The 24,249-nt window shown below is 69.7% G+C and carries 14 protein-coding genes; 12 read left to right on the top strand and 2 right to left on the bottom strand.

Annotated elements, in window-relative coordinates:
* Window positions 1-128: 128 nt before the first annotated feature.
* The 8 genes from ACI78R_RS07175 to ACI78R_RS07140 all read left to right on the top strand — a co-directional run bounded on the left by ACI78R_RS07175 (window position 129) and on the right by ACI78R_RS07140 (window position 10,336).
* Complete coding sequence (locus ACI78R_RS07175) at window positions 129-761, top strand: hypothetical protein (RefSeq protein ID WP_457040163.1); 633 nt, start codon at window positions 129-131, stop codon at window positions 759-761.
* Window positions 762-1,593: 832 nt separating this feature from the next.
* Window positions 1,594-1,821 (top strand): helix-turn-helix transcriptional regulator, encoded by a 228-nt coding sequence (locus ACI78R_RS07170; protein ID WP_457040162.1) that lies wholly within the window; start codon window positions 1,594-1,596, stop codon window positions 1,819-1,821.
* A complete protein-coding gene (locus tag ACI78R_RS07165; RefSeq protein WP_457040161.1) occupies window positions 1,818-3,017 on the top strand; it encodes a cysteine desulfurase family protein in 1,200 nt (399 codons plus the stop codon). The genes ACI78R_RS07170 and ACI78R_RS07165 overlap by 4 nt, the downstream gene beginning before the upstream one ends.
* Window positions 3,014-3,967, top strand: coding sequence for a DUF4007 family protein (locus tag ACI78R_RS07160; RefSeq protein ID WP_457040160.1), 954 nt, complete (start codon window positions 3,014-3,016; stop codon window positions 3,965-3,967). The genes ACI78R_RS07165 and ACI78R_RS07160 overlap by 4 nt, the downstream gene beginning before the upstream one ends.
* Window positions 3,968-4,527: 560 nt before the next feature.
* On the top strand, window positions 4,528-7,512 hold the full coding sequence (locus tag ACI78R_RS07155) for a hypothetical protein (RefSeq protein WP_457040159.1): 2,985 nt from the start codon (window positions 4,528-4,530) through the stop codon (window positions 7,510-7,512).
* Window positions 7,505-8,368 (top strand): phosphoadenosine phosphosulfate reductase family protein, encoded by an 864-nt coding sequence (locus ACI78R_RS07150; protein ID WP_457040158.1) that lies wholly within the window; start codon window positions 7,505-7,507, stop codon window positions 8,366-8,368. Before ACI78R_RS07155 ends, ACI78R_RS07150 begins: the two co-directional genes overlap by 8 nt.
* Window positions 8,365-8,973 (top strand): hypothetical protein, encoded by a 609-nt coding sequence (locus tag ACI78R_RS07145; RefSeq protein ID WP_457040157.1) that lies wholly within the window; start codon window positions 8,365-8,367, stop codon window positions 8,971-8,973. Before ACI78R_RS07150 ends, ACI78R_RS07145 begins: the two co-directional genes overlap by 4 nt.
* Window positions 8,974-8,977: 4 nt before the next feature.
* Window positions 8,978-10,336 (top strand): DNA sulfur modification protein DndB, encoded by a 1,359-nt coding sequence (locus tag ACI78R_RS07140; RefSeq protein WP_457040156.1) that lies wholly within the window; start codon window positions 8,978-8,980, stop codon window positions 10,334-10,336.
* 612 nt (window positions 10,337-10,948) lie between these two features.
* On the opposite strand, the gene ACI78R_RS07135 is transcribed toward ACI78R_RS07140, so the two are convergent.
* Both ACI78R_RS07135 and ACI78R_RS07130 read right to left on the bottom strand, forming a co-directional pair.
* Window positions 10,949-14,056 carry a DUF3427 domain-containing protein gene (locus tag ACI78R_RS07135; RefSeq protein WP_457040155.1) on the bottom strand — a complete coding sequence of 1,036 codons (3,108 nt, stop codon included), beginning with the start codon at window positions 14,054-14,056 and terminating at the stop codon, window positions 10,949-10,951.
* A 48-nt stretch (window positions 14,057-14,104) separates the two neighbouring features.
* Window positions 14,105-14,386 (bottom strand): GIY-YIG nuclease family protein, encoded by a 282-nt coding sequence (locus ACI78R_RS07130; protein WP_457040154.1) that lies wholly within the window; start codon window positions 14,384-14,386, stop codon window positions 14,105-14,107.
* Window positions 14,387-14,473: 87 nt separating this feature from the next.
* Between ACI78R_RS07130 and ACI78R_RS07125 the strand changes: the two genes are divergently transcribed.
* The 4 genes from ACI78R_RS07125 (at window position 14,474) to recD (ending at window position 24,178) form a co-directional block, all read left to right on the top strand.
* Window positions 14,474-14,794 (top strand): hypothetical protein, encoded by a 321-nt coding sequence (locus tag ACI78R_RS07125; protein ID WP_457040153.1) that lies wholly within the window; start codon window positions 14,474-14,476, stop codon window positions 14,792-14,794.
* Between the two features lie 764 nt (window positions 14,795-15,558).
* Window positions 15,559-18,897 carry an exodeoxyribonuclease V subunit gamma gene (gene recC / locus ACI78R_RS07120; RefSeq protein ID WP_457040152.1) on the top strand — a complete coding sequence of 1,113 codons (3,339 nt, stop codon included), beginning with the start codon at window positions 15,559-15,561 and terminating at the stop codon, window positions 18,895-18,897.
* A complete protein-coding gene (locus ACI78R_RS07115; RefSeq protein ID WP_457040151.1) occupies window positions 18,894-22,292 on the top strand; it encodes a UvrD-helicase domain-containing protein in 3,399 nt (1,132 codons plus the stop codon). The genes recC and ACI78R_RS07115 overlap by 4 nt, the downstream gene beginning before the upstream one ends.
* Window positions 22,289-24,178 (top strand): exodeoxyribonuclease V subunit alpha, encoded by a 1,890-nt coding sequence (gene recD / locus ACI78R_RS07110; RefSeq protein WP_457040150.1) that lies wholly within the window; start codon window positions 22,289-22,291, stop codon window positions 24,176-24,178. Before ACI78R_RS07115 ends, recD begins: the two co-directional genes overlap by 4 nt.
* Window positions 24,179-24,249: the final 71 nt, after the last annotated feature.

The following is a 24,249-nucleotide window of genomic DNA, read 5'->3' as shown; positions in this document are numbered from 1 at the left end:
GTTCGGCGACGCTGCGCGCCCGGAAGGCCACGCGGTCACCCCAACCACTCCAGCGGCGGCGAAGAGGATCGACGACCCGCCGGGGGTGCGGCGGCCGCGGGGCGCCGGCGTCGGCCATGCTGCGCCGCATGCGACGTGACTCGGTGCAACGCCGTCTCAGGATGGCGATCAGTAATCTGATCCTCGAGGACTGGCGCCTGCTCACGGTCCAGGCGGGCAACAGCGACCAGCCGGTCGGCGAGGTGTCTGTCGCCTGCGCGCTCGGTTGGCACCTACGCCGGCTGATGGACCGCAGCTGGGACATTGACTGCGAGTACAACCGGGCCGGACGCGACCTTGAGGCCGTCGTCAAGCGCAGGCGGCCCTCCAACGCCCCGGATGACGAGCGAGGACGCCGCGTCTATCCGGACCTCATCGTGCACCGTCGCGGGGAGAAGGGGCGAGACAATAACCTGCTGGTGCTGGAGTTGAAGACGAACCATCAGCGGCAGGAGCGCGGCAATCGTCAGGGTGGGGGGCGCAGCGGTCCCAGCCGCGGGTCCCTGGACTCGATCGCCGAGGTCCGGGACACGCACGAATACCGGCACGGTGTGCTGCTGGACCTGCGCGTGGAGTCCGACATGATGGAGCCGCACTGGCAGTGGCTGGGTACCGCCGGGCGGGAGGCGGCGCCCCACGCCGTCTACACCCGGCCCGGGTCCCTGCGGGAGCTGTGCACACGCGGCCGCGTCGAGGCCGAACGCAGGTACGCACAGCGCTGACCGTGGTGGCTGCCTGCACGGCAGCCGCCGAAGATCCGCGGCGATGGCCGGGCGGGTATCGGTGCCTGGGGTGACGAGCGGAGCGCGTCTCCGATGGCTGAGGTGCAGAGCCGCCGACGCAGTGCGGTGAGCCATCCGCAGACCTCGTTCCCCCGTTTGGGTGACCGCCCGCGCTCGAGCAGCGGTCCTGTTCGTGTCGGCAACCATCATGGCCACGCGCGCCACCGGTAGTGGTGCTAGCACGAAGGAGGGGCCATGAGCAGCTCGCCGGAGGAGGCCGAAGCGTTTGACGGCCACCCCGTCGTGGGCCGCTGCCCGCGATGTGGCAGCAGCCCGGCCGACCGCGCCCGCCTCCTTCCATGCGGCACTTTCATCCCTCCGCAGTGCTCGGTATGCGGAGCCTTCGCGGGGTCCGTGCGTCCTTCCCTCTGGCACCTGCTGGCTCTCCTCAGACGCCGGCGGTGACGTCGTCACCGGCGTCGGCACGCCCCCTGGAGGCAGCCGATTCAGCTAGACCGCGCGGCCTGATCCGCGGGGGAGGGGCGGTCGCCAGCCGGTTGATCCCGGTGCGCTGGCCCTGACGCTCGCCGACCACCTGGCGCGGATGGCGCTCCCTTCAACCGGTGGCAGCTCCAGCAGTCCCAAGGCGTAGGTTCCCAGCCACTGGCCGACCCGACCGGCCGTTCCGCTTCGAGGCTGTGTCGTAACCTGTCAGGCCCCTGAGGCAAGGTGTGGACGGCGTGTCGCGCTCGGTCAGCGGACGAGCGGCAACATAGCGTCGCAGTCATGTCCCCCGCTGGTCAGACTTGTGGGAGGTGACCCATTGCGGCCGATGAACTCTCTCGGACGGCAGATCCGTCAACTTCGGGAAGCTGCTGGACTCACGCAGGCGGAACTCGCCGAGCGGACGGGAACGTCTCAGTCGGCCGTAGCCCATCTCGAGAGTGGCAGGCGTATTCCGACTTTGACTACTCTTCAGAAGTTTGCTCACGCCTTGGGTCGAGACGTCGTCGTAACCTTGTCATGCCGCGACGGATCAGAGACTTGCTCCCTGGCATGACGCAGTACATCTACCTGGACGCCGCCGCCAACACGCCAATCGCGCCCAAGGTCTACGACGCAATGACTCGTGTCTTGCGAGACGTGGTCGGTAATGCCTCTAGTGGCAACTGGGCCGGCCGAAAGAGCGCCGAGTTGGTCGGCGTGGCCCGTGAGCAGGTTGCCGCCTTGACGGGTGGCCGGCACCAAGTTGTATTCACGAGCGGAGCGACCGAGGCGAATAATCTGGCGATCACGGGTCTTCTTTCGGGTCCCCGTGGCTTGCGCAATCAGGTAGTGGCCTGCCGGACGGAGCATCCCGCCGTCCTCAACCCGATCAACGCCCTGAGCGAGCGAGGCTACAAGGTTCAGCTCCTCGATGTGAATGAATATGGCGAGCCTGACCTGCAGCAGTTGGCCGAAGTGATCGGCGACAGGACCGCTCTGGTGAGCATCATGGCCGCCAACAACGAAACGGGGACAAGGGCGGACCTTTCGCACATCTGTCGCCTGGCTCACGACAGTGGCGCACTTGTCCACACGGATGCTAGTCAGGTGTTCGCTTTTGGGTCCTCTCCCGGCGTGGCCGCGGCCGACCTTGTGACGGTAAGTGGACAAAAGATGCATGCACCCCAGGGTGTGGGCGCCTTGCTGGTTTCCCCTGAGGTGCGGAGGCAGTTGCGGCCGTTGGTCCTAGGTGGGGGCCAGGAAAGAGGGCTCCGTAGCGGCACCGAAAATACAGCTGGCGTTGTTGCGCTCGGGGTCGCGGCCGAGCTGGCGTTGCAGGGGGCGGCTGAGAACGAAGCGCATGTTTCCCGGCTCAGGAAGACGTTGATCGACAGCCTTGAGGCATCGTTGCCTACCGTCGAGGTGAACGGGCATCCAACCGGATCCTTGCCGAGCATCGTCAATGTGTCCTTCGGTGCCGAAGACGCTGAAGTGCCGGCGGATGCCGTAATCGGCCACATGGAGTACGTCGCGGCGAGCAGTGGGAGTGCCTGCAGTTTCGGTGTTCCAGGGGTCTCACACGTTCTCAGTGCCATGGGGCTGCCTGACCACCGTGCTGAGTCCGCGGTCCGGTTCGGTCTCAGCCGACTCACCACCAGGGAGGAGCTCGCGGCCGCGGTGCCTCGGATCATCAGCGCCGTCCAAAGTGTCAGACGCTTGACCGATCCTGGCTCACGCCCTGGAACTGATGCACCTGTGAGGTATCGATGAGCGGCGCACTCTTGGCTGCTGCAACAAAACCCGCGTTCGCTCGCCACGAGACGTTCCACCTGCGCTTCGGGTGGCTGCGAAAGGCTTACGTCGAGGCGCAGGCCGACCCGTACGGTGCCGTCTTCAGCCAGGACGATGCCACGGTTAGACTGGGCGTCGGCAAGAACATGGTTAGCGCCATCCGCTATTGGGCTCAGGCGTACAAGATTCTGGAGGAGCAGGAGAACAAGGAGCGGCCGCGAATGCCGCTACTTGTTCCCACTGCCTTCGGTCATGCGCTCCTCGCCGAAGACGGATGGGATCCGTACCTGGAAGATGTGGGGTCGCTCTGGCTCCTTCACTGGAAGCTCCTTGAGCCTCCCTGCCTAGCTCCCGTTTGGTGGGTGGCCTTCAACCTCTTCGCTCAACAGCAATTCGAGGAACGACACCTGACCGACCATGTCGTGGAGCTGACTTCGGCGGCTGGTTGGCCTGCCGTCAAGGAGTCATCGATCAAGAAGGATGTGGACTGCCTTCTGCGGACCTTCGCACTTCGCCGATACGGACGCCAGACGATGGACGACTTGCTCGATTGTCCGACGCGTGAACTCGGGCTCATCACCCCAACGCCGGGCGATGCCCGCTCCTGGCGCTTCGTCGTCGGCTCGAAGAGCTCGCTGCCGAACGCTATTCTGGCGTTCGCCTCCTTCGAATACATGGCGCGTGCCGGCGCAGGCTCCCGAACTATGAGCCTGGCTCGCCTGACCGGAGATCCGGGGAGTCCCGGGCGCGTCTTCGGGCTGACGGAATCCGCAATGTACGACGCCTTGTCAGCTGCGCAACAACGGATTCCTGGTATGCGCGTCGCCGAGCCGGCCGGACTGCGACAACTCGTAGTCGAGGGGGATCCTGGGCTGCTTGCGAATGGGGCTTTGAGCGCATACTTCGGTGCTCGAAGGAGTGTCGCGTGACGCAGCTGACAATTGGGCCCGAGAGCCTTGCGACGCATATCGCTCCGCGAGCGGATTACCTGCGTGCGGCGAACCTGGAGCGGCACCTTGACCAGGGCGACCATTATATTCCTACTGGTCGAGCCCTTGAGGTACTGCGTCGGATTGTGCACGCCGTCCACGAGCCGGCGTCCGGTAGGGCGTGGTCGCTGACTGGTCCCTATGGGGCCGGCAAGAGCTCCTTTGCCCTCTTCCTCCGATCGCTCCTAGGGGCGCAGGGGCGCCACCGTCAGCGCGCAGAGGCAGCTCTGGCGGGGGCGGACCCGGGCCTTCTCAAGGAGCTCGCCCGGGCGAGGTCGACTGCGACCGGAGACCCTTCGAAGGGGTTCGTTCTTGCCACAACGACGTGCCAGCGGGAGCCTCTCGGCGACGGGCTCCTGCGAGCCCTCGAGCTCGGCGCCAAGGCTCACTGGGGCGACGCGGTCCCGCAGCCGATCACCGAGGCCTTGAGAGCGTCAAGCGAGTCGCCGGATGCTCGCTCGATCGCCGCGGCGGCGGAGGCTATAGCTGCGCACGCGCCTGTGCTCATCGTCCTGGACGAGTTCGGCAAGGCCTTGGAACACTTCGCTGGTCAGTCGGTGCGGGATGAAGAGGCGGCTACCGCCGACCTCTTCGTGCTTCAGGAGCTCGCCGAGCGGGCCAGTGGCGCCACCGCTGCTCCCGTCTTCCTTCTGACTTTGCAGCACCTCGCGTTCGATGACTATGTGCGTGCCGCGCCGGCCGCGCAGCGCAGGGAGTGGGGGAAAGTACAGGGGCGCTTCGAGGATGTGCCCTTCCTGGAGACGCCCGAACAGTCGCTGCGGCTGGTAGCCGTTGCTCTGAACGATGCGACGATCTCTGCTCCTTTCGCGGCGCAGCGCCGCCAATGGGCTGAGCGCTCCTTCGAATGCATCGCGGAACTGGGGCTGGCCAATCACATTCCGGGCGGCGCTGAGACCATCGAGCACTGCTACCCGCTGCATCCGACGGCGCTCCTGGCGCTGCCAGAGCTCTGCGCGCGGCTGGGCCAGCATGGGCGAACCCTGTTCGCCTTCCTTACTGGCCGAGAGCGTCACACCGTGGCGGACTTCTTGGAGAGAACCGCTGTACCGGCCCCGGGTCATGAGCTACCTACCCTCAAGCTGCATGACCTGTACGACTTCTTCACCGGCCCTGGCCACTCGCTTGCCCTAGGGGTCGGCGGGAGCCGATGGAGGGAGATCGACGATCGAGTCCGTGAGGCGCAGTCCATCGATGCGGACGACCAAGTCGCCCTCAAGACGGTGGGGCTGCTCAACCTGCTGGGCAACTCGAGCGGCCTGCACGCTTCTGCGGCACTGGTGGGCTACTCCCTCGGCAGGCCTGACATCAGTTCGCGCTTCGACGTCCGGGACAGGTTGACCAGTCTGGAGGCTCGCGGCTGGGTCACGTACCGCGCTTTCGCTGACGATTACCGCCTGTGGCAGGGCAGCGACGTCGACCTTCGCGGCCGTGTCGCGGACGCTCGGGAGCAGTTGCGAAACACCAGTCCAGCGGACCTTCTCAACCAGCTGCAAGACGCGTCCCCGGTCATCGCCGCCAAGCACAGCCAGCGAGTCGGCATGCTCCGCTACTTCACCGTTGCCTACGCGGATGCATTCCGCGCCTGGCCGACCCTGGAAGCGTCCAGTCCAGCCGATGGACAGCTCATCTATTTCCTCGGGGACCCCGAGCAGGCCAAGACCATGCCCGGCGTTTCGACCGACCGGCCGGTGATCGCTGTGGTGAGTGACCGTGCCTCCGACGTGCGAGACGCGGCGATCGAGGTGGCAGCGGCGCTGAGCGTCCTGGATCAACAGGACGTCGTGACCGACCGGGTCGCACGACGAGAGCTGCAGGATCGAGCCGCGGATGCACGCGCCCGTCTCCGTACCGCCCAGGCCGAGGCCTTCGCCCCTACAACCGAGGGCGTGCAGTACTTCCGCATCAGCCCTGACGGCCTAGCGGATTCCTTGAACGCGGAGCATGGCCTGTCGCGCTTGTTGTCCACGGAATGCGACCACGCCTACCCGGAGAGCCCCGAGATCCGCAATGAAATGCTGGGGCGCCGGGAACTCACCAGTCAGGGTGCAAAGGCGCGACGCAACCTGTTGGAACTCATGATGACGAGGCCCACGGAGAAGGCCCTCGGAATGACTCACTACGGGCCTGAGCGCGCCATGTACGAGGCAGTGCTGAAGCACACGGGCCTTCACGGCCTAACTCGCGATGGCAGCTGGACATTCAGTGAGCCGCGAGAGTCGAGCAATCTCGTCGACATCTGGCGCGCCATCGACCGTGTCGTGAACCCGGCCGCGAAAGCTTCCGTCGGCGTGGACGCCCTCTACTCGGTGCTGAAAGCTCCCCCAATCGGAATCAAGGATGGCCCGATCCCGGTCCTTCTCGCTGCCTGGTTGCTGCAACGCAAGGACGACGTGGCGGTCTACGAAGAAGGGACATTTCAGCCGTCGCTGAGTGCCGACCTCTTTGAGCGGATGATCAAGAATCCGAGACGGTTCCGTCTCAAAGCGTTCTCCGCCTCCGGGGCGCGAGCGAAGGCGCTCGCAGCGATCCGGCAGACCGCCTCCGCAGCGGGGCTCGTCCAGTCAGCCTCGGCCTCGCGCGGCATCAGGAACAGCTCCATCCTGACTACTGCGGCACCTCTGCTTACGTTCGTGCGGCGTCTGCCCGACTACACAATCCACACCCGGCAGCTGACCCAGATCGCCGTCGCCGTGCGTAGTGCGCTGCTCGGCGCGCGGGAGCCCGACGCGCTCTTGTTCCAACAGCTGCCGGCAGCATGCGGCATTGCGCCACTAACCACCAAGACTGCCACCGCCGACGTTGAGGGCTTCGTTAAGGCGCTGGGGTCGGCCCTACGTGAACTGGCCGGCGCCTATCCCAAGCGTCTGGCGGACAACGGTGTCCGGCTTGCCACCGAACTCGGCCTTCCGCAAGACTTGACCAAGCTTCGAGCGGAACTGGCTGCGCGCGCCGAGGTGCTTGAGGACAAGGTCCTCGATCCGCGTCTCAGGACCTTTCTCTTCACTGCACGGGACAACGTCCTGCCGGACGAGGCCTGGCTCGAATCCATCGGCCTCGCCATCGCAGATCGTCCGCCGGCCTCGTGGCGGCAGGATGATGTTGACCGCTTCGAGGTGAACCTCAGGAGCCTGATTGCTGCGTTCCGTCGAGTTGAGGCATTGCACTTCGACGCGGCGTCACGGGGGAGTACAGACGGTTTCATCGCCCGTCGCTTCACACAGACTCGACCCAATGGAACCGAGGCCACCCGCGTCCTGTATGTGGATCGCGCGGCAAGTGAGGCGGTCGCGGAAATGGCCGACGAGCTCCTTGAACGGGCGATCAAGCAGTTCGGCCCACAGGGTGCCGACGCCCTGCTGCAGATGATCGCCGAGAAGGTTCTCGAGGCGCCTACCGCGGACAAGATGCTTCAGTCCGCGGCCACGCCGAAGCTCAAGATGAACGGGGAGAGTGCTCATGGGTAACGCGCTGAACGGGAGCGCTGTCTCCCTGGAGGAAGCGCTTCGTGACACTGGTGCACGCCACGTGCTGGGCATCAGCGGGGGCAAGGACAGTGCGGCGCTAGCGCTCTACTTGCGCGACAGGGTTCCGAACCTGGAGTACTTCTTCACGGATACAGGGGCCGAGCTTCCCGAGACCTACGAGTACCTCCAGCGTCTGGAGTCCGTGCTCGGGCGCCGCATCGTGCGCCTCAACAGCGATCGCGACTTCGATCACTGGCTGCAGGTCTACGGCGGGGCACTTCCTAGTCCACAGATGCGCTGGTGCACCAAGAACCTGAAGATCAAGCCACTCGAAGCATGGCTCGGGGATGATCCCACGTACACCTATGTCGGGATCCGGGCTGATGAGAACCGCGGTGGCTACATCAGCACCAAGCCCACCATCCGGCCTGTCTTCCCCTTCAAGGAGGACGGCATCGACAAGGCGAAAGTCCTCCGCATCCTGGAGGATGCCGGCGTCGGCCTGCCCGAGTACTACGAGTGGAGGACCCGCTCGGGTTGCAGCTTCTGCTTCTTTCAGCGGAAGGCCGAATGGGTGGGATTGTCGGAGCGGCACCCGGAACTCTTCGAAGAGGCGATCGCCTATGAGGAGAAGCGAGGCTTCGAGGATTCCGCGATGCAAGGTCGCGCATACACCTGGAGCCAGGGCGAGACCCTTCGAGAGCTTCGCGAGCGTGCCGAAGAGATCAAGTCCAAGCACCAGCAGTCACTCGATCGAGCGGCTCGCCAGCGAGTGAACTTGCCCCTGGTCCAGGTGCTTGGCGATGTTCTGGATGATGAGGACGACGCCGACGGCTGCACCGTGTGTCACGTATGAGCACTGGCGCCATGTCTGACGCCCTCCGTACCGCTCTGCAGATGCACTGCGATGACGACTGGGCGAGCGTCACCTTCCGGCCGCCTTTCCTGCGACTGCTGGACGTCGACCACTGCAGCGTTCTGAGCGCGCAGCTGGCGGAGCTCGGCGAGTGGGAAATCCGGTCGGCAGTTCCCGATCTCCAACTACCCGACGCGCCCGGGCTCTACATGTTCGTCTGGCGCCCGACTTTGGTGCTCAAGGCAGCTCAGGCGCCGCATGAGCGGACCTTCCCCTGGGTCTTGTACTGCGGTCGCACCGGAGCGGGGGCGAGCACGAACACGCTCGCGAGTCGCTTCCGTACGGGCTATAGCAAGTACTTGATCGGAGAGCCCAGTGACCTGTTCCTACGCGAGCCGCCCGCCGACCGCGCTGGTCGGCTGGGTCGATACCTGCAACTGCGCCCCCTCGAGTTTTGGTTCTTGGAGATCGACGACCAGGTCAAGATCGCTCAACTCGAGAAGCGCCTGATCAAGGCTCTTGCTCCACCCCTCAATTCACAGCACAACCCCAGCCGGCTCCCGGTGCGGAGCGGCAAGCCCGTCAGCGCCTTCAAGGAGATCTGAACGCATGGCCAACAAGACCTTTATCCCCGCGCTCCGGGCGAGAGTGGGCGACTGGGACTATTACATCTGCACAATGAAATACGCCGAGGTTGCGCGGCAGGTGCAGTTCGCTTACGAGCTCAACGGAAACGCCGAGCTGAACAGCATGATCCAGCGAGGGATCAGCACGCGGACCGACGAGATCGTCAAGTACCTGATGAACAACGAGCACCGTTTCCTTGGAGCGCTCATCATCGCATGCTGGGGCGGGAGCCCGGAGTACGTGCCCCTGGAAATGGCGGATCCCGAGAATGTTCTTGAGGGTATCGATCAGGGGTTCGGTGTTCTCACGTTCGATGGCACGCAATCCTACTTCGCCCTCGATGGCCAGCATCGCCTGCGCGCCATCAAGGATGCCCTGAAGAAGGACCCCAGTCTCGGTAGCGAGGACATCGCTGTCCTGATCGTCTCGCACTACGAAAGCGAGTCCGGTCGTGAGCGGACGCGGCGACTGTTCACAAATATCAACCGGAACGCGAAGGTCACGACCGCTGCGGAGAACATCGCCCTCGACGAGGACGATGGCTACTCCGTCCTCACGCGACGGTTCCTGACGGACCATCCCTTCTTGGCGAAGGACAAGGTCGTCAAGGTGTTCACCTTCGTGGGCGACGAGGGGGAGCGCCGGCTCGCGGGAAAGCAGATCGCCGCAACCGACAAGTATGCCTTCACGACGATCGTCGTGCTCCGCGCCCTGCTGCAGGACCTCTGGTTCGAGAGCACGACTCTGGACCTCAAGGACCGGCCTGCGGCCGAAGTGCTCGATGAGGCCTATGAGGCCCTGGCTGAACGGTTCGATGCGCTGCTGAAGGCCTGCGGCGACATCGTGGGTCGGATGGACAGTGCCACCTCGGCCCGCGATGTCCGCTACCCGAAGGGGCAGGAGGGGGAGGGGCATCCGCTGATGCGTCCCATCGTGCAGCAGGCGGTGGTCCGCGTGGTCCGCCAGATCGTTAACCAGAAGGCCCTGACCTTCGAAGAGGTGATGAGTCGACTCTCAGAGCTGGATTGGCGCCTGGAGGCGGCTCCCTGGACGGCCGTCTACAACGTCGCGACGAAGAAGATGATCACCGCGAAGGAGAACGTCGGCCTGCTCGTGGACCTTCTTTACGTGCATCTGGCGCCGCCCAGTGCGCAGGCGGTCAAGCGGGCGAGGAGGTCGTTCAAGGAGATCACGCACGCCACGTATCCCGTCTCGGAGGAGACGCTCGCGGCGCGAGTCGACTCGAGTCGTCCCGCGGATGGTGGTGATGGCGTCGTGAACACCGACGACCTCAGCGAGGAGCCCAATTCCTTCGAGGCCACGGGAACACCGCCGGCCTGACGGACTGCCATTCTCGAGTGGAGGAGGTGGGGTGATGCCCTCGCCTCGTCCCTGCCGGGTTTCCCCCGACCCTGGCGGATAGAGCTGTGCCACGGTCGAGGGTTGCCGGTGGGACGTGCGGAGAGGGTCGCCTGGGACAAGGAAGTCCCAGGCGACCCTCGTGTTCTGCAGGCCCGGCACTGCTTGTGAAGCGCTGAAGCGGACCGCGCCAGCGCGGCCAAGCCGGCTCGGAGCGCCGGAATGGCAAGTCTTCGACTCCAGCCGGTCGGGACCGCACTGCCGTTCCAGCCGGTCGGGACCGCACTGCCGTTCGCGGCCCTCAAGCGCATCACCGGTGAGTTGCGGACGCCTGCGCCGAGCGGCATGACCCCCTCCGGCTCGGAGGCTGTCTCGGCGGATCGACGCGGCTATGCAAGCCGTCAGCAGTTCGTCGTTGATAGCCGGCCAGGGGCTGGGGCGGAGCTTGCGTGTGGCTAATGCGCCGGCCGTGGCGTCATTGACGCTTTGCTGCTGAACGCCGCGCCAGGTGCCGCGTCAGGCGCCCGACCAGCTAGACGGCGCCGTGCTTGTTCGAGTGTCGTCGCAGGACCGCCACCTAGGCCAACCCGACGGTCAAGCGACCTTCGAAACATGAAAGACGTCCGCCGGTAGCGCGTGGTCGAGCTGCCAAAGGATGCGCATCGGCCGCTCGCCGGTGTGGGACATGTAGGACATCGGCCCGGCGTACAGGTAGGGCGGCGTGCCGAGCGTTCCGTCCGCCGTCTTGGACTCGCGGACGAACAGGTGCACGGACGTGCCCATTGCCCGATGGTTGACGTAGCGCTGCCCCGTCTGTGACCGCTCCGCCGTCGCGTTCTGCGACTCCCACTGGAACAGCGTCGGCGTGATCGCGTGGTCGGCGTACATCGTGGTGGGGGAGAAGTGCGCCTCCGTCTTCTGCAGCGTTACGAAGAAGACGTCCGCGCGATCGCCGGGCACCCAGCGCACGCCGGAGCCCCACGTGCCGTTGAGGTCCTCGAGCCCGAAGGCCGCCAGCGCCTCGTCGCGGCTGTAGCGCGCATGGACGTGTAGCGGACGGTCGTAGGCCTCGCTCAGCGGCCGGGCCACCCGGTGAATCCGCTCGTGCAGGACGCCACTCAGCTCGACGAGCTCCTCGGCGCGGCCACGGTTGGCCAGCAGTCGAGCTAGCGACTCCTCCTTGGCACTGAACGGCGTCCGTGAGCCGAACAGCGAGAAGTGCAGCATCGCGGCCATTCGACGCAGACGAGCGCTGCTTTGTGCTGCGGTGTCTCGTCGCGCGGCCGACTGGAAGAATCGCAGCCGCTCGAGGTCGTCGACGTGCAGCATGCGGCCGAACGCGGCACCCAGGGCGGCGTCGTCCGGACCGGGTGCGTCCTCGACCCAACCGGCGGCGCGCTGCAGGTCCAGCCAGCTGCGACCGTTGCCGCGGTAGAGGTCCTCGAGCTCGACGCCCGTCTCCTTGAGAAAGTCGGACAGCGAGGGCGACTTCTCCCGCTTCGCCTCACTGACCAGCGCCTTCCACGACACGTTCAGCGACTGCTTGATGTTGTCGAGGACGATCCGCTGCGCCACACGGTCGAGCTCGATGTGGCACCCCGCCGGGAGGGTGGGGAAGCCCTGCTCGACGTCGCGCTGCACGCCTCGTCGCGAGCTGCCGGTCAGCGCGCGGAAGCGCAGGTCGAAGCGGAACTGCTTGTGCTGGGCGCCGATGAAGTCCAGGACGGTCAGGCAGGCCTTGTCCTCGGCCAGGCGCAGGCCGCGCCCCAACTGCTGGAGGAACACCGTGGCGCTCTCCGTTGGGCGGAGGAAGAGCACGGTGTCGACGGTCGGGATGTCGAGTCCCTCGTTGAACAGGTCGACGGCGAACAGGACGTTGACCGTCCGGTCCCGTAGTGCGGCCAGAGCCGCCGCCCGCTCTTCCCGAGTCGACGTGGACGTCACCGCGCGGCTCGGGATGCCGGCCCGGGTGAACCGGTCGGCCATGTACTGCGCGTGCTGGACGCTCACACAGAACCCGAGGGCGCGCATCCGGCCGGGGTCCTCGACCTTGTCCTTCACCGCCTGCAGGACGAGTCGGACGCGGTGGTCGTCGCCGGTGTAGACGTTGGTCAACTCGGTGGTGTCGTACCCGCGGCCGCGCTTCCACCGCAGTTGGTCGAGGGCGACGTCGTCGTGGATGCCGAAGTACTGGAACGGTGCGAGGAGGTTCTGCTCCAGCGCCTCCCACAGCCGTAGCTCGACGGCGGTACGTCCGTCGAACCAGGTGCGCACATCGGCGCCGTCGGTCCGCTCGGGCGTCGCCGTCAGCCCGAGCAGGACCGTCGGCTTCAGGTGCTCGAGCAGCCGCCGGTAGGTCGCCGCCTCGGCGTGGTGGAACTCGTCGACGATGACGACGTCGAAGTGCGTGGGGTCCAGCTCGTCGAGGTCAAGCTGGTTGAGCGACTGCACGGAGCCGAACACGTGCCGCCATTCGCGGGGCCGCTGGCCGCCGACGAACAGCTCGCCGAAGTCGCCCTGGCGGAGGACGTGTCGGAACGTCGACAGGCTCTGGGTCAGCAGCTCTTCGCGGTGGGCGACGAACAGTAGGCGGTCGACCATGCCGCTCTCGCGGAGGCGCCGGTAGTCCAGCGCGGAGACGACCGTCTTGCCCGTGCCGGTCGCCATCACGACGAGGTTGCGCCACCGGTCGTGGACGGTCCGCTCGGCGTCGAGCGCCTCGAGGATCTCGCGCTGGTAGCCGAAGGGGCGGACGTCGAGGGTGGTGATCTCGATGGGCAGGTCAGACGGGCCGCCGCGCTCCGCAGCCAGTGCCGCGCGAAGCCGGTCGCCGTCGCGGTGGGGCTCGTAGGTCTCGAACGACGGGTCGAGCCAGTAGCTGTCGAAGGTCTCGGCGAAGGTGGTGAGCAGGTGGGCCTGCTCGACGCTGGACAGCCGCACGTTCCACTCGAGGCCGTCGGTCAGGGCGGTGCGGGAGAGGTTCGACGAGCCGACGTACGCCGTCGACAGGCCGGTGGCACGGCGGAACAGCCAGGCCTTGGCGTGCAGCCGGGTCGTCCGGGTCTCGTAGGAGACCTTCACCTCGGCGCCGAGCTCGACCAGGCGGTCGAGCGCGCGCTGGTCGGTGGCGCCCATGTACGTGGTGGTGATGACGCGCAGCCGGCCGCCGCGTCGGCGCAACTCGCTGAGTTGCTTCTCGATGACCCGCAGGCCCTGCCACTTGATGAAGGCGCACAGCAGGTCGACGGAGTCCGCGGAGGCGAGCTCGCGGGCGACCTCGAAGCCGATGCGCGGCTGACCGCGGCCGTTGACGAGCAGGGCGCTGGTGGACATCGGGACGGCCGGTCGCTCCGGAAAGGTCGCCGGCCCGGGGGTGGGGGAGGGGCGGGTGACGGCAAGCAGCGTGCGCGGTGGCTCGACGACGGCGTCCTCGGGAGCGGCCGCGTCCGGAGCCAGTGCCGTGAGGGCCTTGATCATGTCGTTGGCCAGCGCGACCTGGCGTCCGACCGCGGCCCGGTCGCTTCCGCCGGCGATGCGCAGAGCCCGTGATGCCAGCTCGGCGATGTGGCGGGTCAGCGTCTCGTGCGCATCGACGGGGTCCAGCTCGCCCAGGGAAACGAGGTCGAAGTCCGTGCCGGCCAGCCGACCGTGCAGTGCCTCCGTCAGCAGGTGCTCGTAGACGCCGGGCGTCAGTTCTCCCACGGACGGACGGTAACCGGAACGCCACCGTCAGCAGGGAGTGCCACTCGGCTAGTGGCCGCCGATCCGGGGATTGGGCACGATCGGACGCTCGTTCCCGGCGGCACCCGCGCGACGGCGCACCTCGGTCAGCCCGGCATGGAAGGCGTTGCCCTCCAGGTTGAGCGGGACGTCCAGCGTGACGATGAGCTCGTTCTCGAGCTCCCACGGCCGCGGGTGCTCGACGATGCTCACGAAGTCGTGCTCTGCCATCCAGTCCGAGAGGACCTGCTCGCCGCGGACGAAGGTGCGGCGTCTGCCGGAGCCCACCTCACCGCCGTTCAGCAAGAACACGCGGTTCTGGTCCAGCAACTTGACGCGGCTGTGGTCGCCGGCTGGTCGCCGGCCGAATTCAAGATCTAGCCGAATCAGTTTCTCGAGGTGGAGCAACACAAGCACTTCGACGCGTACGGCGAGTTCGCCGCGTCCATGCGCCGCCATCTCCGACCGGGCGGCCTGCTGTTCATGCGCCTCGGCGAGACCGCGCCGGTCAACATGACCGAGGCGATCCGGCCCATGCTCGAGCCCTACTTCGACATCGAGTTCGCCGGACGGCGAGTGTGTCCTCGACGCGGAGAACCACGGTCTGCGCGACCAAAGGGCGACGGTCGCGGACCGGTACCTGTTCGCGACCGCGCGCAGCTGACGGCGCTACACCGCGAACAGCAAGCCACCCGGGCAGCTGCCCGGCACCTTTCGTAGCGCCTTGAGCACCAGGTCGGCGGTGAGCTTGCCGTCCCGCACCTGCTGCAACGCCGGGCGCGTCAGGGACTCGTCCCGCAATCAGTCGAGGCCCTGGCCGAGCAACTCGACGGCCTGCAGGTTCGGGCTGGGATCGCGGAGCTGCTGAAGGGCACACCGGTGAGGTCCGACAGTCGGGACAACTCGTCCTCGGTGTAGAAGTCCGCCGGAGGTCGATCGCGCTTCTCCGAGTTGTGCGCCGAGCATGGCGCCGTCGCCGTCGCCGTCGCCGTCGCCGTCGCCGTCCAACGGCCACAGCATGGCGAGCGGTCGGGTGTGGTCGAGGTGCATGGCGCTCGGAGGCGAAGGCCCGTCAACACTTGAAACACCGGCGGTCCAAGCGCGTGAAGACGTCCGCGGAGAGATCCCGGCCAGTCTCGCTCTTGTAGCGGAGTTGAGGGCTGCCGCCGTAGACGTGTTCGAGCAACTGCTCGAAGCGGCGCCGCCGGGCGGCGTCCTCCTTCATCCGGCCGGCCGTGGCTGCGGGTTGTGTGCGGCGTTGACTTCGAACTTCTTGTTGATCCAGGAAGCCCTTCCGGTTGATGGAAGTCAAGCTCACGAGCCGCGCTGCCGATGACAGACGGTGGCGTCTCAGTACCTCAGGAGGTCTGGGGCCCCACTCGTTCGCCGCGACCCTGGAGCGTGCCCGGATGTCCGACCTCGCCGCCGTGCCCTGCCACGGCCAGCCCTCCCGGCACCCGCTCGACCACAAGAGCTGACGACGCATGGCAGGTCTGCACCTCCACCGGTCGGAGAGCGCCCAGTCATTGGTCGACACCCTCGTCCACCTGCTGGCCGCCCCACGTCAGGACCCTTTCGAACCGGACGTCGTCGCCGTTCCCGCGCGCGGCATCGAGCGGTGGATCACCCAGCAGCTGGCCACCCACCTCGGCGCGACCGGCAAGCAGGACGGCATCTGCGCCCGCGTCGAGTTCCCCCGCCCCGACGACCTGCTGCTACGGGTCATCGCCGCGGCCAGCGACGAGCACCGGAGGGCCGTCGACGCCTGGCAGCCGGGCCGGGTCGTGTGGTCGATGCTCGACGTCCTCGACGAGGTTCTCCTAGAAGCACCGAACGGCGGGAGCGACTGGTGCGCCGCCCTCCGCGCTCACCTCACCACGGCCGATGGCTCACCCAGTGAGCGCCGCTACGGGGTCGCCCACCGCCTCACCGAGCGCTTCGCCGGCTACGCCGCGGCCCGACCTCACCTGATCAAAGCCTGGCACGCCGGCGATGACACCGCGCCCGCCGACCTGAGCTGGCAACCCGAGCTCTGGCGCCGGCTCCGCGAGCGGGTCGCCGCGCCTTCCCCGGCCGAGCTGCTCGACGGCGCCTGCGCCGAGCTGCGCCGCCGGCCCGAGGTCGCCGGTCTGCCGGAGCGGATCAGCGTCTTCGGTGCCAGCCGCCTCGACGCGGCCAACCTCCAGGTCCTTGACGCGCTGGCCGACCGCCGCGAGGTCCACCTCTGGGTCAACGCCGCCAGCCCCGCCTTGTGGAACGCCGTCCGCGAGAGCGGCCACACCGGCCCTCGCAGGGCAGACCTGCGCGTGCGGACGAACAGCCCGCTGCTGGCCTCGCTCTCCCGCGACGTCCGCGAGATGCAGGCCCGCCTCTCCGCGCTGAACCCCGCCAGCGACGTCCACCACCCGCCGGCCCGGCGGGCGAAGCCGCAGACCCTCCTCGAGCACCTGCAGGCGTCGCTGTCCCTCGACGACCGGCCGGCGCAGCCGGTCGAGCTCAAGCCCGACGACCGCTCCGTGCAGGTGCACGCCTGCCATGGCCGAGCACGGCAGGTCGAGGTCCTGCGCGAGGTCGTCGTCGGCCTGCTGGAGGACGTGTCCGGCCTCGAGCCGCGCGACGTGCTGATCATGTGCCCCGACGTCGAGACCTACGCGCCGCTCATCGAGGCTGCCTTCGGCGACGACGGCCATCCCGGCAGCACGCTGCGGGTGTCGATGGCCGACCGCTCGCCGCGCATGGTCAACCCGCTCCTCGGCGTCGCCGCCGACCTCCTCGACCTGGCCGCGGGCCGGATCCCCGCAACCGAGGTTCTGGACCTCGCCGGCGCGGACCCGGTGCGGGAGCGTTTCGGCTTCGACGACGACGATCTCGAGCGGCTGCACGACTGGACCGTGGCCGCCGGTGTCCGCTGGGGGTTGGACGCCGATCACCGCGACGGCTGGTCGCTCGGCGACATCCCGGACGGCACCTGGCGGACGGGGGTCGACCGGATTCTGGCCGGCGTCGCCCTCGATGAGGACGGCGGCCTCTGCGGCACCGCACTGCCCATCGACGGCATCGACTCGGCGGCCATCGAGCTGGCCGGCCGCTTCGCCGAGTTCGTCGACCGGCTCGACGACGCCGTAATCCGGATGGCCGGCCGGCACACTGCTGGCGTTTGGGGCGACCTCCTCGAGCGGTCCGTCGCCGCGCTGGCCGACGTCCCCGCCGACGAGCCCTGGCAGGCAACCGGCCTGCGCCGGGTCATCGACGAGCTCCGCGACAGCGCTGTGAACTCAACCGCGGAGATCTGCTTGGCCGAGTTCACGGCCCTCGTCGGCGCCCGTCTGCAGGCCCGCCCCACCACCGCCGGCTTCCGCACCGGCGGGCTGACCGTCTGCACGCTGACCCCGATGCGGTCGGTGCCGCACCGCGTCGTCTGCCTGCTCGGCATGGACGACGGTGCCTTCCCGCGGCCGGCCCCGGTCGATGGTGACGACCTGCTCCTGCGTGACCCCTGCCTCGGCGAGCGGGACCCCCGCAGCGAGGACCGCCAGCTGCTCCTGGACGCGCTGTGTGCCGCCGGCGAGTATCTGGTCGTCACCTACTGCGGCTCCGACGTCCGCACCGGCGCGCAGCTGCCGCCCGCCGTTCCGCTCGGCGAGCTGCTCGACGCCCTGGACGGCCTCGTCGTCACCACCGACGGCGGGCCGGCGCGCGACGCGGTCGTCGTCCAGCACCCCCTCCAGCCGTTCGACCGGCGGAACTTCCGACCCGGCGCGCTCGGCCGGCCGGGCCCCTTCTCTTTCGACGCCCTGGCCCTGGCCTCGGCGGAGGCGGCCGACGCGGAGCGCGCCGATGAGCCGGACCTCCTCGACGGGCCGTTGCCTGAGGAGGTCGAGGACGTCGTCGCGCTCGACCGGCTCGTGTCGTTCTGGCAGCACCCGGCCCGCGAGTTCCTCCGCCAGCGGCTGGACGTCGTCCTGCCCTCGGCGGGTGACTTCCCCGATGATGCGCTGCCGATTGCTCTCGACGCGCTCGACCGCTGGGGGATGGGCGACCGGGTGTTGCAGGACTGCTTGCGGGGGCTCGACGCCGAGTCGGCCCGCGTGCTGGAGCGGGCCCGCGGTGCGCTGCCGCCGTCCCCGCTCGGCGACGGCGACCTGGCCGACACCTGCGCCGTCGTCGACCGACTGCTGGCCGCCAGCAGCGACGTCCGCACCGGCACCGCGGAGACGGTCGACGTGGACGTCCCGCTCCCCGACGGCCGGCGGCTGACCGGCGCGGTCCGCGGCGTCCACGGAAACACCGTGGTCAGCGTCATCTACTCGAGGGTGCGTGCCAAGCAGCGGTTCCGGGCATGGGCCCAGCTGCTCGCGCTCACCGTCGCCCAGCCCGACCGCCCGTGGCGGGCGGTCGTCGTCGGCCGCGGCGAGGACCCGCAGCTCACCGTCGTCACCCTCGGGCCGGTCGATCCCGAGACCGCGCGGACGGCGCTGGCCGAGCTGGTGCGCCTGCGGGATGCCGGCCGCCGCACTCCGCTGCCGCTGCCTATCGCCACGGGCGAGGCGTACGCCGCGGCCCGCCGGCGCAACCCGGCGGACCTGCCCGCCGCCCGGAAGGCGGCCGAGGAGTGCTGGGTGAGCGGCCGCTACGACAAGGAGGACGCCGAGGAGGCGCACGTCCTCGCATGGGGGGCCGCCGCCCCGCTGGAGCGGCTCGAGGAGTGGACTGCGCCGCCCGGCGCCCTCGACCCCGGCACGACCGGCCCCACCGACTTCGACCGCCTCGCCCGCACGGTGTGGGAGCCGCTGCTCGCGCACGAGAAGCAGGAGTCCCGATGACCGCCGTCCCGACCGTGGTACCCGTGGACCTGTCCGGTCCGCTGCCCACCGGTACGACCGTGCTGGAGGCAAGCGCAGGCACCGGCAAGACGTACACCATCGCCGCCCTGGTGACCCGGTTCGTCGCCGAGGGCGAGGCGCGCCTCGGCGAGCTGCTCGTCGTCACCTTCGGCCGCCTGGCCACCAGCGAGCTGCGCGCCCGGATCCGCGAGCGGCTGGCCGTCACCCGCGACGCGCTCGCCGACCCTGCCGCGGCCCGAGGGTCCAAGGAGGAGGTCGTCGCGCTCCTGGCCCGTGGTTCTGACGCCGAGGTGGAGGAGCGCCGCGAGCGCCTCACCGTGGCGCTCGCGGACTACGACGCGGCCACGATCGCCACCATCCACCAGTTCTGCGCGGAGGCCCTCCGCGGGCTCGGTGTCGTCGCCGACGTGGACACCGGCACGACGCTGCGCGAGAACCTGGGCGACCTCGTTGACGAGGTCTGCGACGACGTCTACCTGCGCATGATGATCGACGCGCCTGGGATGGGCCTTGCGCATCCGGACGCGCGCGCCGTCGCCCGGGCCGCCGCGCTCGAGGACCCCCAGGCGCTGCTGGCGCCCGCGAACACGCCGGTGGGCTCCCTTGAGGGGTTCCGGGTGGAGTTCGCCGAAGCGGTCCGGGCGGAGACCGAGCGGCGCAAGCGTGCACTCCTGGTGCAGGGCTTCGACGACCTCCTCGTCCGGACCCGCGACGCGCTCGCCGCCCCGGTGACCGGGGAGGCCGCCCGCGACCGGCTGCGTGACCGCTTCCGCGTGGTCCTCGTCGACGAATTCCAGGACACCGACCCAGTCCAGTGGGAGGTGTTCCGGCTCGCCTTCCACGACGCTGGTGACGACCGTGCGCTGGTCCTCATCGGGGACCCGAAGCAAGCCATCTACGGCTTCCGCGGCGGCGACGTCCGCACCTACCTGGCGGCGGCTCAGCTCGCCGGGACCCACTCCACGCTCGGCACCAACTGGCGCAGCGACCAGCGCCTACTCGACGGCCTGCAGACGATCTTCCGCGGGGCCGCCCTCGGCGACCAGGAGATCGTCGTGCGCCCCGTCCGCGCCGGGCACACCGGCACGGCGCTGGAGCCGGTGGACGACCGGCCGGTCCAGCTGCGGGTGCTGCAGCGCGACGGCACAGTTCCGCTCGTCAGCGGCAACGGCATCCAAACCGAGGCCGCCCGTCGGGCGGTGGCGGCGGACGTCGCCGCGCAGGTGCGGGGGGTCCTCGACTCCGGCAGCACGATCCAGCCCCGGTCGGGTACGGGCGGGCCGCGCGAGCTGACCTGCGGCGACGTCGCCGTCCTCGTGCGCACCGGCGTCCAGGCCGTCATGGTGCGGGACGCGCTGCTCGCCCGCGGCGTGCCCTCGGTGCTCACCGGCCTGTTCAGCGTCTTCGCCTCCGACGCCGCCGACGACTGGCTCCTCCTGCTCGAGGCGCTCGGCGCGCCGCACCGGCGTGGCCTGGTGCGCCGCCTGGCGCTGACGGCGTGGTTCGGCTGGTCGGCCGCCGAGATCGACGAGCGGGGGAGCGAGGCCACCGACGAGCTGGCCGACGTGTTGCGCAGCTGGGAGCAGGTGTTCGCCCGCCGCGGCGTGGCCGGCCTGTTCGCCGCAGCCTGCGCGGACCGGCAGCTGCCGGTCCGCCTGCTCGGCCGGTCCGACGGCGAGCGCTTGCTCACGGACCGGCGGCACGTCGCCGAGGCGCTGCACGCCGAGGCGACGCGGTCGCGACTGGGGCTCAGCGGCCTGCAGGCGTGGCTGCGGGCCCGGGTCGACGAGGCCCGCTACGACCAGGACGAGGAGCGGGCGCGGCGGCTGGACACCGACGCGGCCGCGGTGCAGATCGTGACCGTCCACGCGAGCAAGGGCCTAGAGTTCCCCGTCGTCTTCGTCCCGTTCGGCTGGGACCCGGCTGGCGGGGGGAACGGGCAGAAGCTGCCCCGGCTGCACGACGCCGCAGGGCGGCGGGTTCGGCACGTCGGGGGCAAGGGCTCGGCCGACTACACGACGGCATGCCAGGCCGAGAAGGACGACAGCGCCGGTGAGGAGTTGCGGCTGCTGTACGTGGCTGCCACCCGCGCGGTCTCGAGGCTCGTCCTGTGGTGGGTCCCGGCGCGCTCGACTGGGACCAGCCCGCTGCACCGGCTGATCTTCACCGCGACCCCCGCCGTCGACGTCCCCGCAAAGGTGCCCGTGCCCGCGGACGCCGCCGCGCTGACCCGGCTGCAGGCCGTGGCGAACGCCGCACCCGGCGGGGTCGAGGTCGTGCCGTTCAGCGCCAGCGACGGCGGAGCCGGCGGAGAGGCCGGCGCCGCCACGGCGAGCGACGACGGCGACCTGGCCGCTGCCGTGCTGACGCGGACCGTCGATCCCGACTGGCGGCGGACCTCCTACACCGGGCTGACCCGGCGGGTGCACGAGCGGCCCGCCGCGATCGTCACCGAGCCGGAGGTGACCGGGAAGGACGACGAGAGCGACGACGTCCCGGCCGAGGACGGCGCGGCGCACACCGCCGACCAGGGGCTGCGGAAGCTGCCCTCGCCGATGGCCGACCTGGCCGGGGGCGCCGCGTTTGGCACCCTGGTGCACGCCGTCCTCGAGGACGTGCTGACCGCCGACGGCGACTCGGGGGAGCGGCTGCGCGCGGCCGCCGGCCGGCACCTGGCGGGCCGGGCGGGCGGGCCGCTCCCCGAGGAGCTGGCCGCTGCGCTGGAGCCGTCGCTTGCGACGCCGCTGGGCGCGCTCGCGGGCGGTCGGCGGCTGCGGGACTTCCCGGCGCGGGACGTCCTGACCGAGCTGGACTTCGAACTGGCGCTGGCAGGCGGGGACACCATCGGAGCCGAAGTGCGGCTCGGCGACGTCGCCGCGCTGCTGCGCGACCGGCTGCCCGCAGACGATCGCATGGCCGCGTATCCCGCCGCACTGGGGGCCCGGGAGCTGGCCGGGCAGCGCCTGCGCGGGTTCCTCACCGGCTCGCTGGACGCGGTGCTGCGCGTGACGGACGGCGCGCAGCCGCGGTACGTGGTGGTCGACCACAAGACCAACCGGCTGGCCGATCCCGCGGTCCCACTGACCGCCTGGCACTACCGCCCCGCCGCGCTGGACGCCGCGATGATCGCCGCGCACTACCCGCTGCAGGCGCTGCTCTACCAGGTGGCGCTGCACCGCTTCCTGCGCTGGCGGCAGCCGGACTACGTGGCGGCCGAGCACCTCGGCGGCGTCCTGTACCTCTTCCTCCGCGGCATGTGCGGATCGGTCCCCGGCAGCGCGCCGGAGGGCGACGTCCCCGGCGTGTGGTCCTGGCAGCCACCGGCGTCGGTCATCGAGGAGCTGTCCGACCTGCTCGCGGAGGGAACGCGATGACCGTCGCCCTAGAGTCCCGGCTGGCGCTGCGGGCGTCCGGCCTGCTCGGCGCCTTCAACCGGGCCGGCGTGCTCGACGCCGCGGACGTGCACGTGGCGCAGCGGCTAGGCCGGCTGCGGGAGGAGTCCGACGAGCAGGTGCTGCTCGCCGCGGCGCTCGTCGTCCGCAGCACGCGGCAGGGGTCGGTCATGCTGCCGCTGGCCGACGCCCCGCGGACCGCCGTCCCCGCCGAGGGCGCCGAGGCCGCCGCCGGGCTGCCCTGGCCCGAGCCGGCGGGCTGGCTGACCGTGGTCGCCGGCAGTCCGCTGGTCGCCACCGACGATGACGCTCGCCGGCCGCTGCGGATGGCCGGGGGAGCCCTGTGGCTCGACCGGTACTGGCGCCAGGAGGTCGCCGTAGCCGACGACCTGTTGCGCCGGGCCGCCCACGCGCCGGACGTCGACCTGACGCGGCTGCGGACCGTCCTCGCCCGGCTGTGGCCGGGCACCGCGCCGGACGACCAGCGACTGGCCGCGGCGGCGTGCGTGTTGTCCCGGGTCTCGGTGCTGGCCGGCGGCCCGGGCACCGGCAAGACGACCACCGTCGCCCGCCTCGTGGCCGCGTTCCGCGAGCTCGCCGAACCGGGCGCGCCGCCGCGGCTGGCGCTGGCCGCCCCCACGGGCAAGGCCGCGGCCCGCATGAGGGAGGCCATGCAGCAGGCGGCGGAGCGTGATCCGCACCTGGCCGACGCCGACCGGGACCTGCTCCGGCAGATGACCGCCTCGACGCTGCACCGGCTGCTGAAGCTCGGGTACCGGGTGCCGCGGTTCGCGCCCGGGCGGGACAACCCACTCCCGCTCGACGTCCTAGTGGTCGACGAGGCCTCGATGGTCTCGCTGACCCTGTTCGCCAAGCTGCTGGATGCCCTGCCGCCCACCGCCCAGCTCGTGATCGTGGGCGACCCCGACCAGCTGGCGGCCGTGGAGGCCGGCGCGGTGCTGGCCGACCTGACCGCGGACGCCGACGGAGGGCGCACGGCCGCGCTGACCGAGCGGCTCCGGGCCGCGGTGCCGCACGACGTCGGGCCCGGTGGGCAGGTGGTGCCGGAGTCCGCGGGCGCGCGGGTCCGTGACGGCATCGGCTTCCTGCGCACGGTGCACCGATTCGCCGACGGCGGGCCGATCGCCACGCTCGCCGACCGGATCCGGGCCGGCGACGGGTCGGCCGCCCTCGGCGTGCTCCGCAGCGGTGCGGACGGCGTCAAGTTCCTCGAGGTGCCCGACGACGGGCCGCTGACCGGCGCACCCATCGCCGCGCTGCGCGCCGAGGTCACCGACCACGCGCGGACGGTGGTGCAAGCGGCGCGGGCGGGGGACGCCGCCGCGGCCCTGGCCGGCCTGGAGCGGCACCGGCTCATGTGCGCGCACCGGCGCGGCCCGCGCGGCGTGAGCTATTGGGAGCGGTTGGTGGAGCGCTGGGTCGCCGAGGACGTCGGCGTCGAGGCCCGGCGCGACGGCCGCTACGCGGGGCTGCCGCTCATCGTGTTGGCCAACGACTACGACAACGACCTGTTCAACGGGGACACCGGCGTCGTCGTGGCTCGCGGCGGCGACCTGGTCGGGGCTTTCGGATCACCGGAGGATCCGGTCGAGGTGCCGCTGGGCCGGCTCGGGGCGGTGGCGCCGATGCGGGCGCTGACGGTGCACCGCAGCCAGGGGTCGCAGTTCGACCGGGTGACCGTGCTGCTCCCCGCGCCGTCGTCCCCACTGGCGACGCGGGAGATGCTCTACACCGCTGTCACCCGCGCCAAGTCGGGGGTGACCGTCGTTGGGTCGGCTGCGGCGGTGTCCAGCGCGGTCGCGCAACCGGTCGCCCGGGCGACTGGGCTCCGGGCGCGGTTAGCCTGAGCCGGCTCGTTAGGCCTCGGCCAGCCGTCCGGGCACGCCGGCTTTCCGCAGCAGGTCGCCCACGTGCGAGG

This window comes from Geodermatophilus sp. SYSU D01106 (assembly GCF_054049995.1).
This window is presented reverse-complemented; position numbering and strand designations above follow the sequence as displayed.

What these genes read in the sequence shown, in the direction of transcription:
- ACI78R_RS07140 (WP_457040156.1), top strand. Translation starts at nt 8,978, where the DNA reads ATGGCCAACAAGACCTTTATCCCCGCGCTCCGGGCGAGAGTGGGCGAC.
- recC (WP_457040152.1), top strand. Translation starts at nt 15,559, where the DNA reads ATGGCAGGTCTGCACCTCCACCGGTCGGAGAGCGCCCAGTCATTGGTC.
- ACI78R_RS07115 (WP_457040151.1), top strand. Translation starts at nt 18,894, where the DNA reads ATGACCGCCGTCCCGACCGTGGTACCCGTGGACCTGTCCGGTCCGCTG.
- recD (WP_457040150.1), top strand. Translation starts at nt 22,289, where the DNA reads ATGACCGTCGCCCTAGAGTCCCGGCTGGCGCTGCGGGCGTCCGGCCTG.
- ACI78R_RS07165 (WP_457040161.1), top strand. Translation starts at nt 1,818, where the DNA reads ATGACGCAGTACATCTACCTGGACGCCGCCGCCAACACGCCAATCGCG.
- ACI78R_RS07145 (WP_457040157.1), top strand. Translation starts at nt 8,365, where the DNA reads ATGAGCACTGGCGCCATGTCTGACGCCCTCCGTACCGCTCTGCAGATG.
- ACI78R_RS07170 (WP_457040162.1), top strand. Translation starts at nt 1,594, where the DNA reads ATGAACTCTCTCGGACGGCAGATCCGTCAACTTCGGGAAGCTGCTGGA.
- ACI78R_RS07160 (WP_457040160.1), top strand. Translation starts at nt 3,014, where the DNA reads ATGAGCGGCGCACTCTTGGCTGCTGCAACAAAACCCGCGTTCGCTCGC.
- ACI78R_RS07175 (WP_457040163.1), top strand. Translation starts at nt 129, where the DNA reads ATGCGACGTGACTCGGTGCAACGCCGTCTCAGGATGGCGATCAGTAAT.
- ACI78R_RS07150 (WP_457040158.1), top strand. Translation starts at nt 7,505, where the DNA reads ATGGGTAACGCGCTGAACGGGAGCGCTGTCTCCCTGGAGGAAGCGCTT.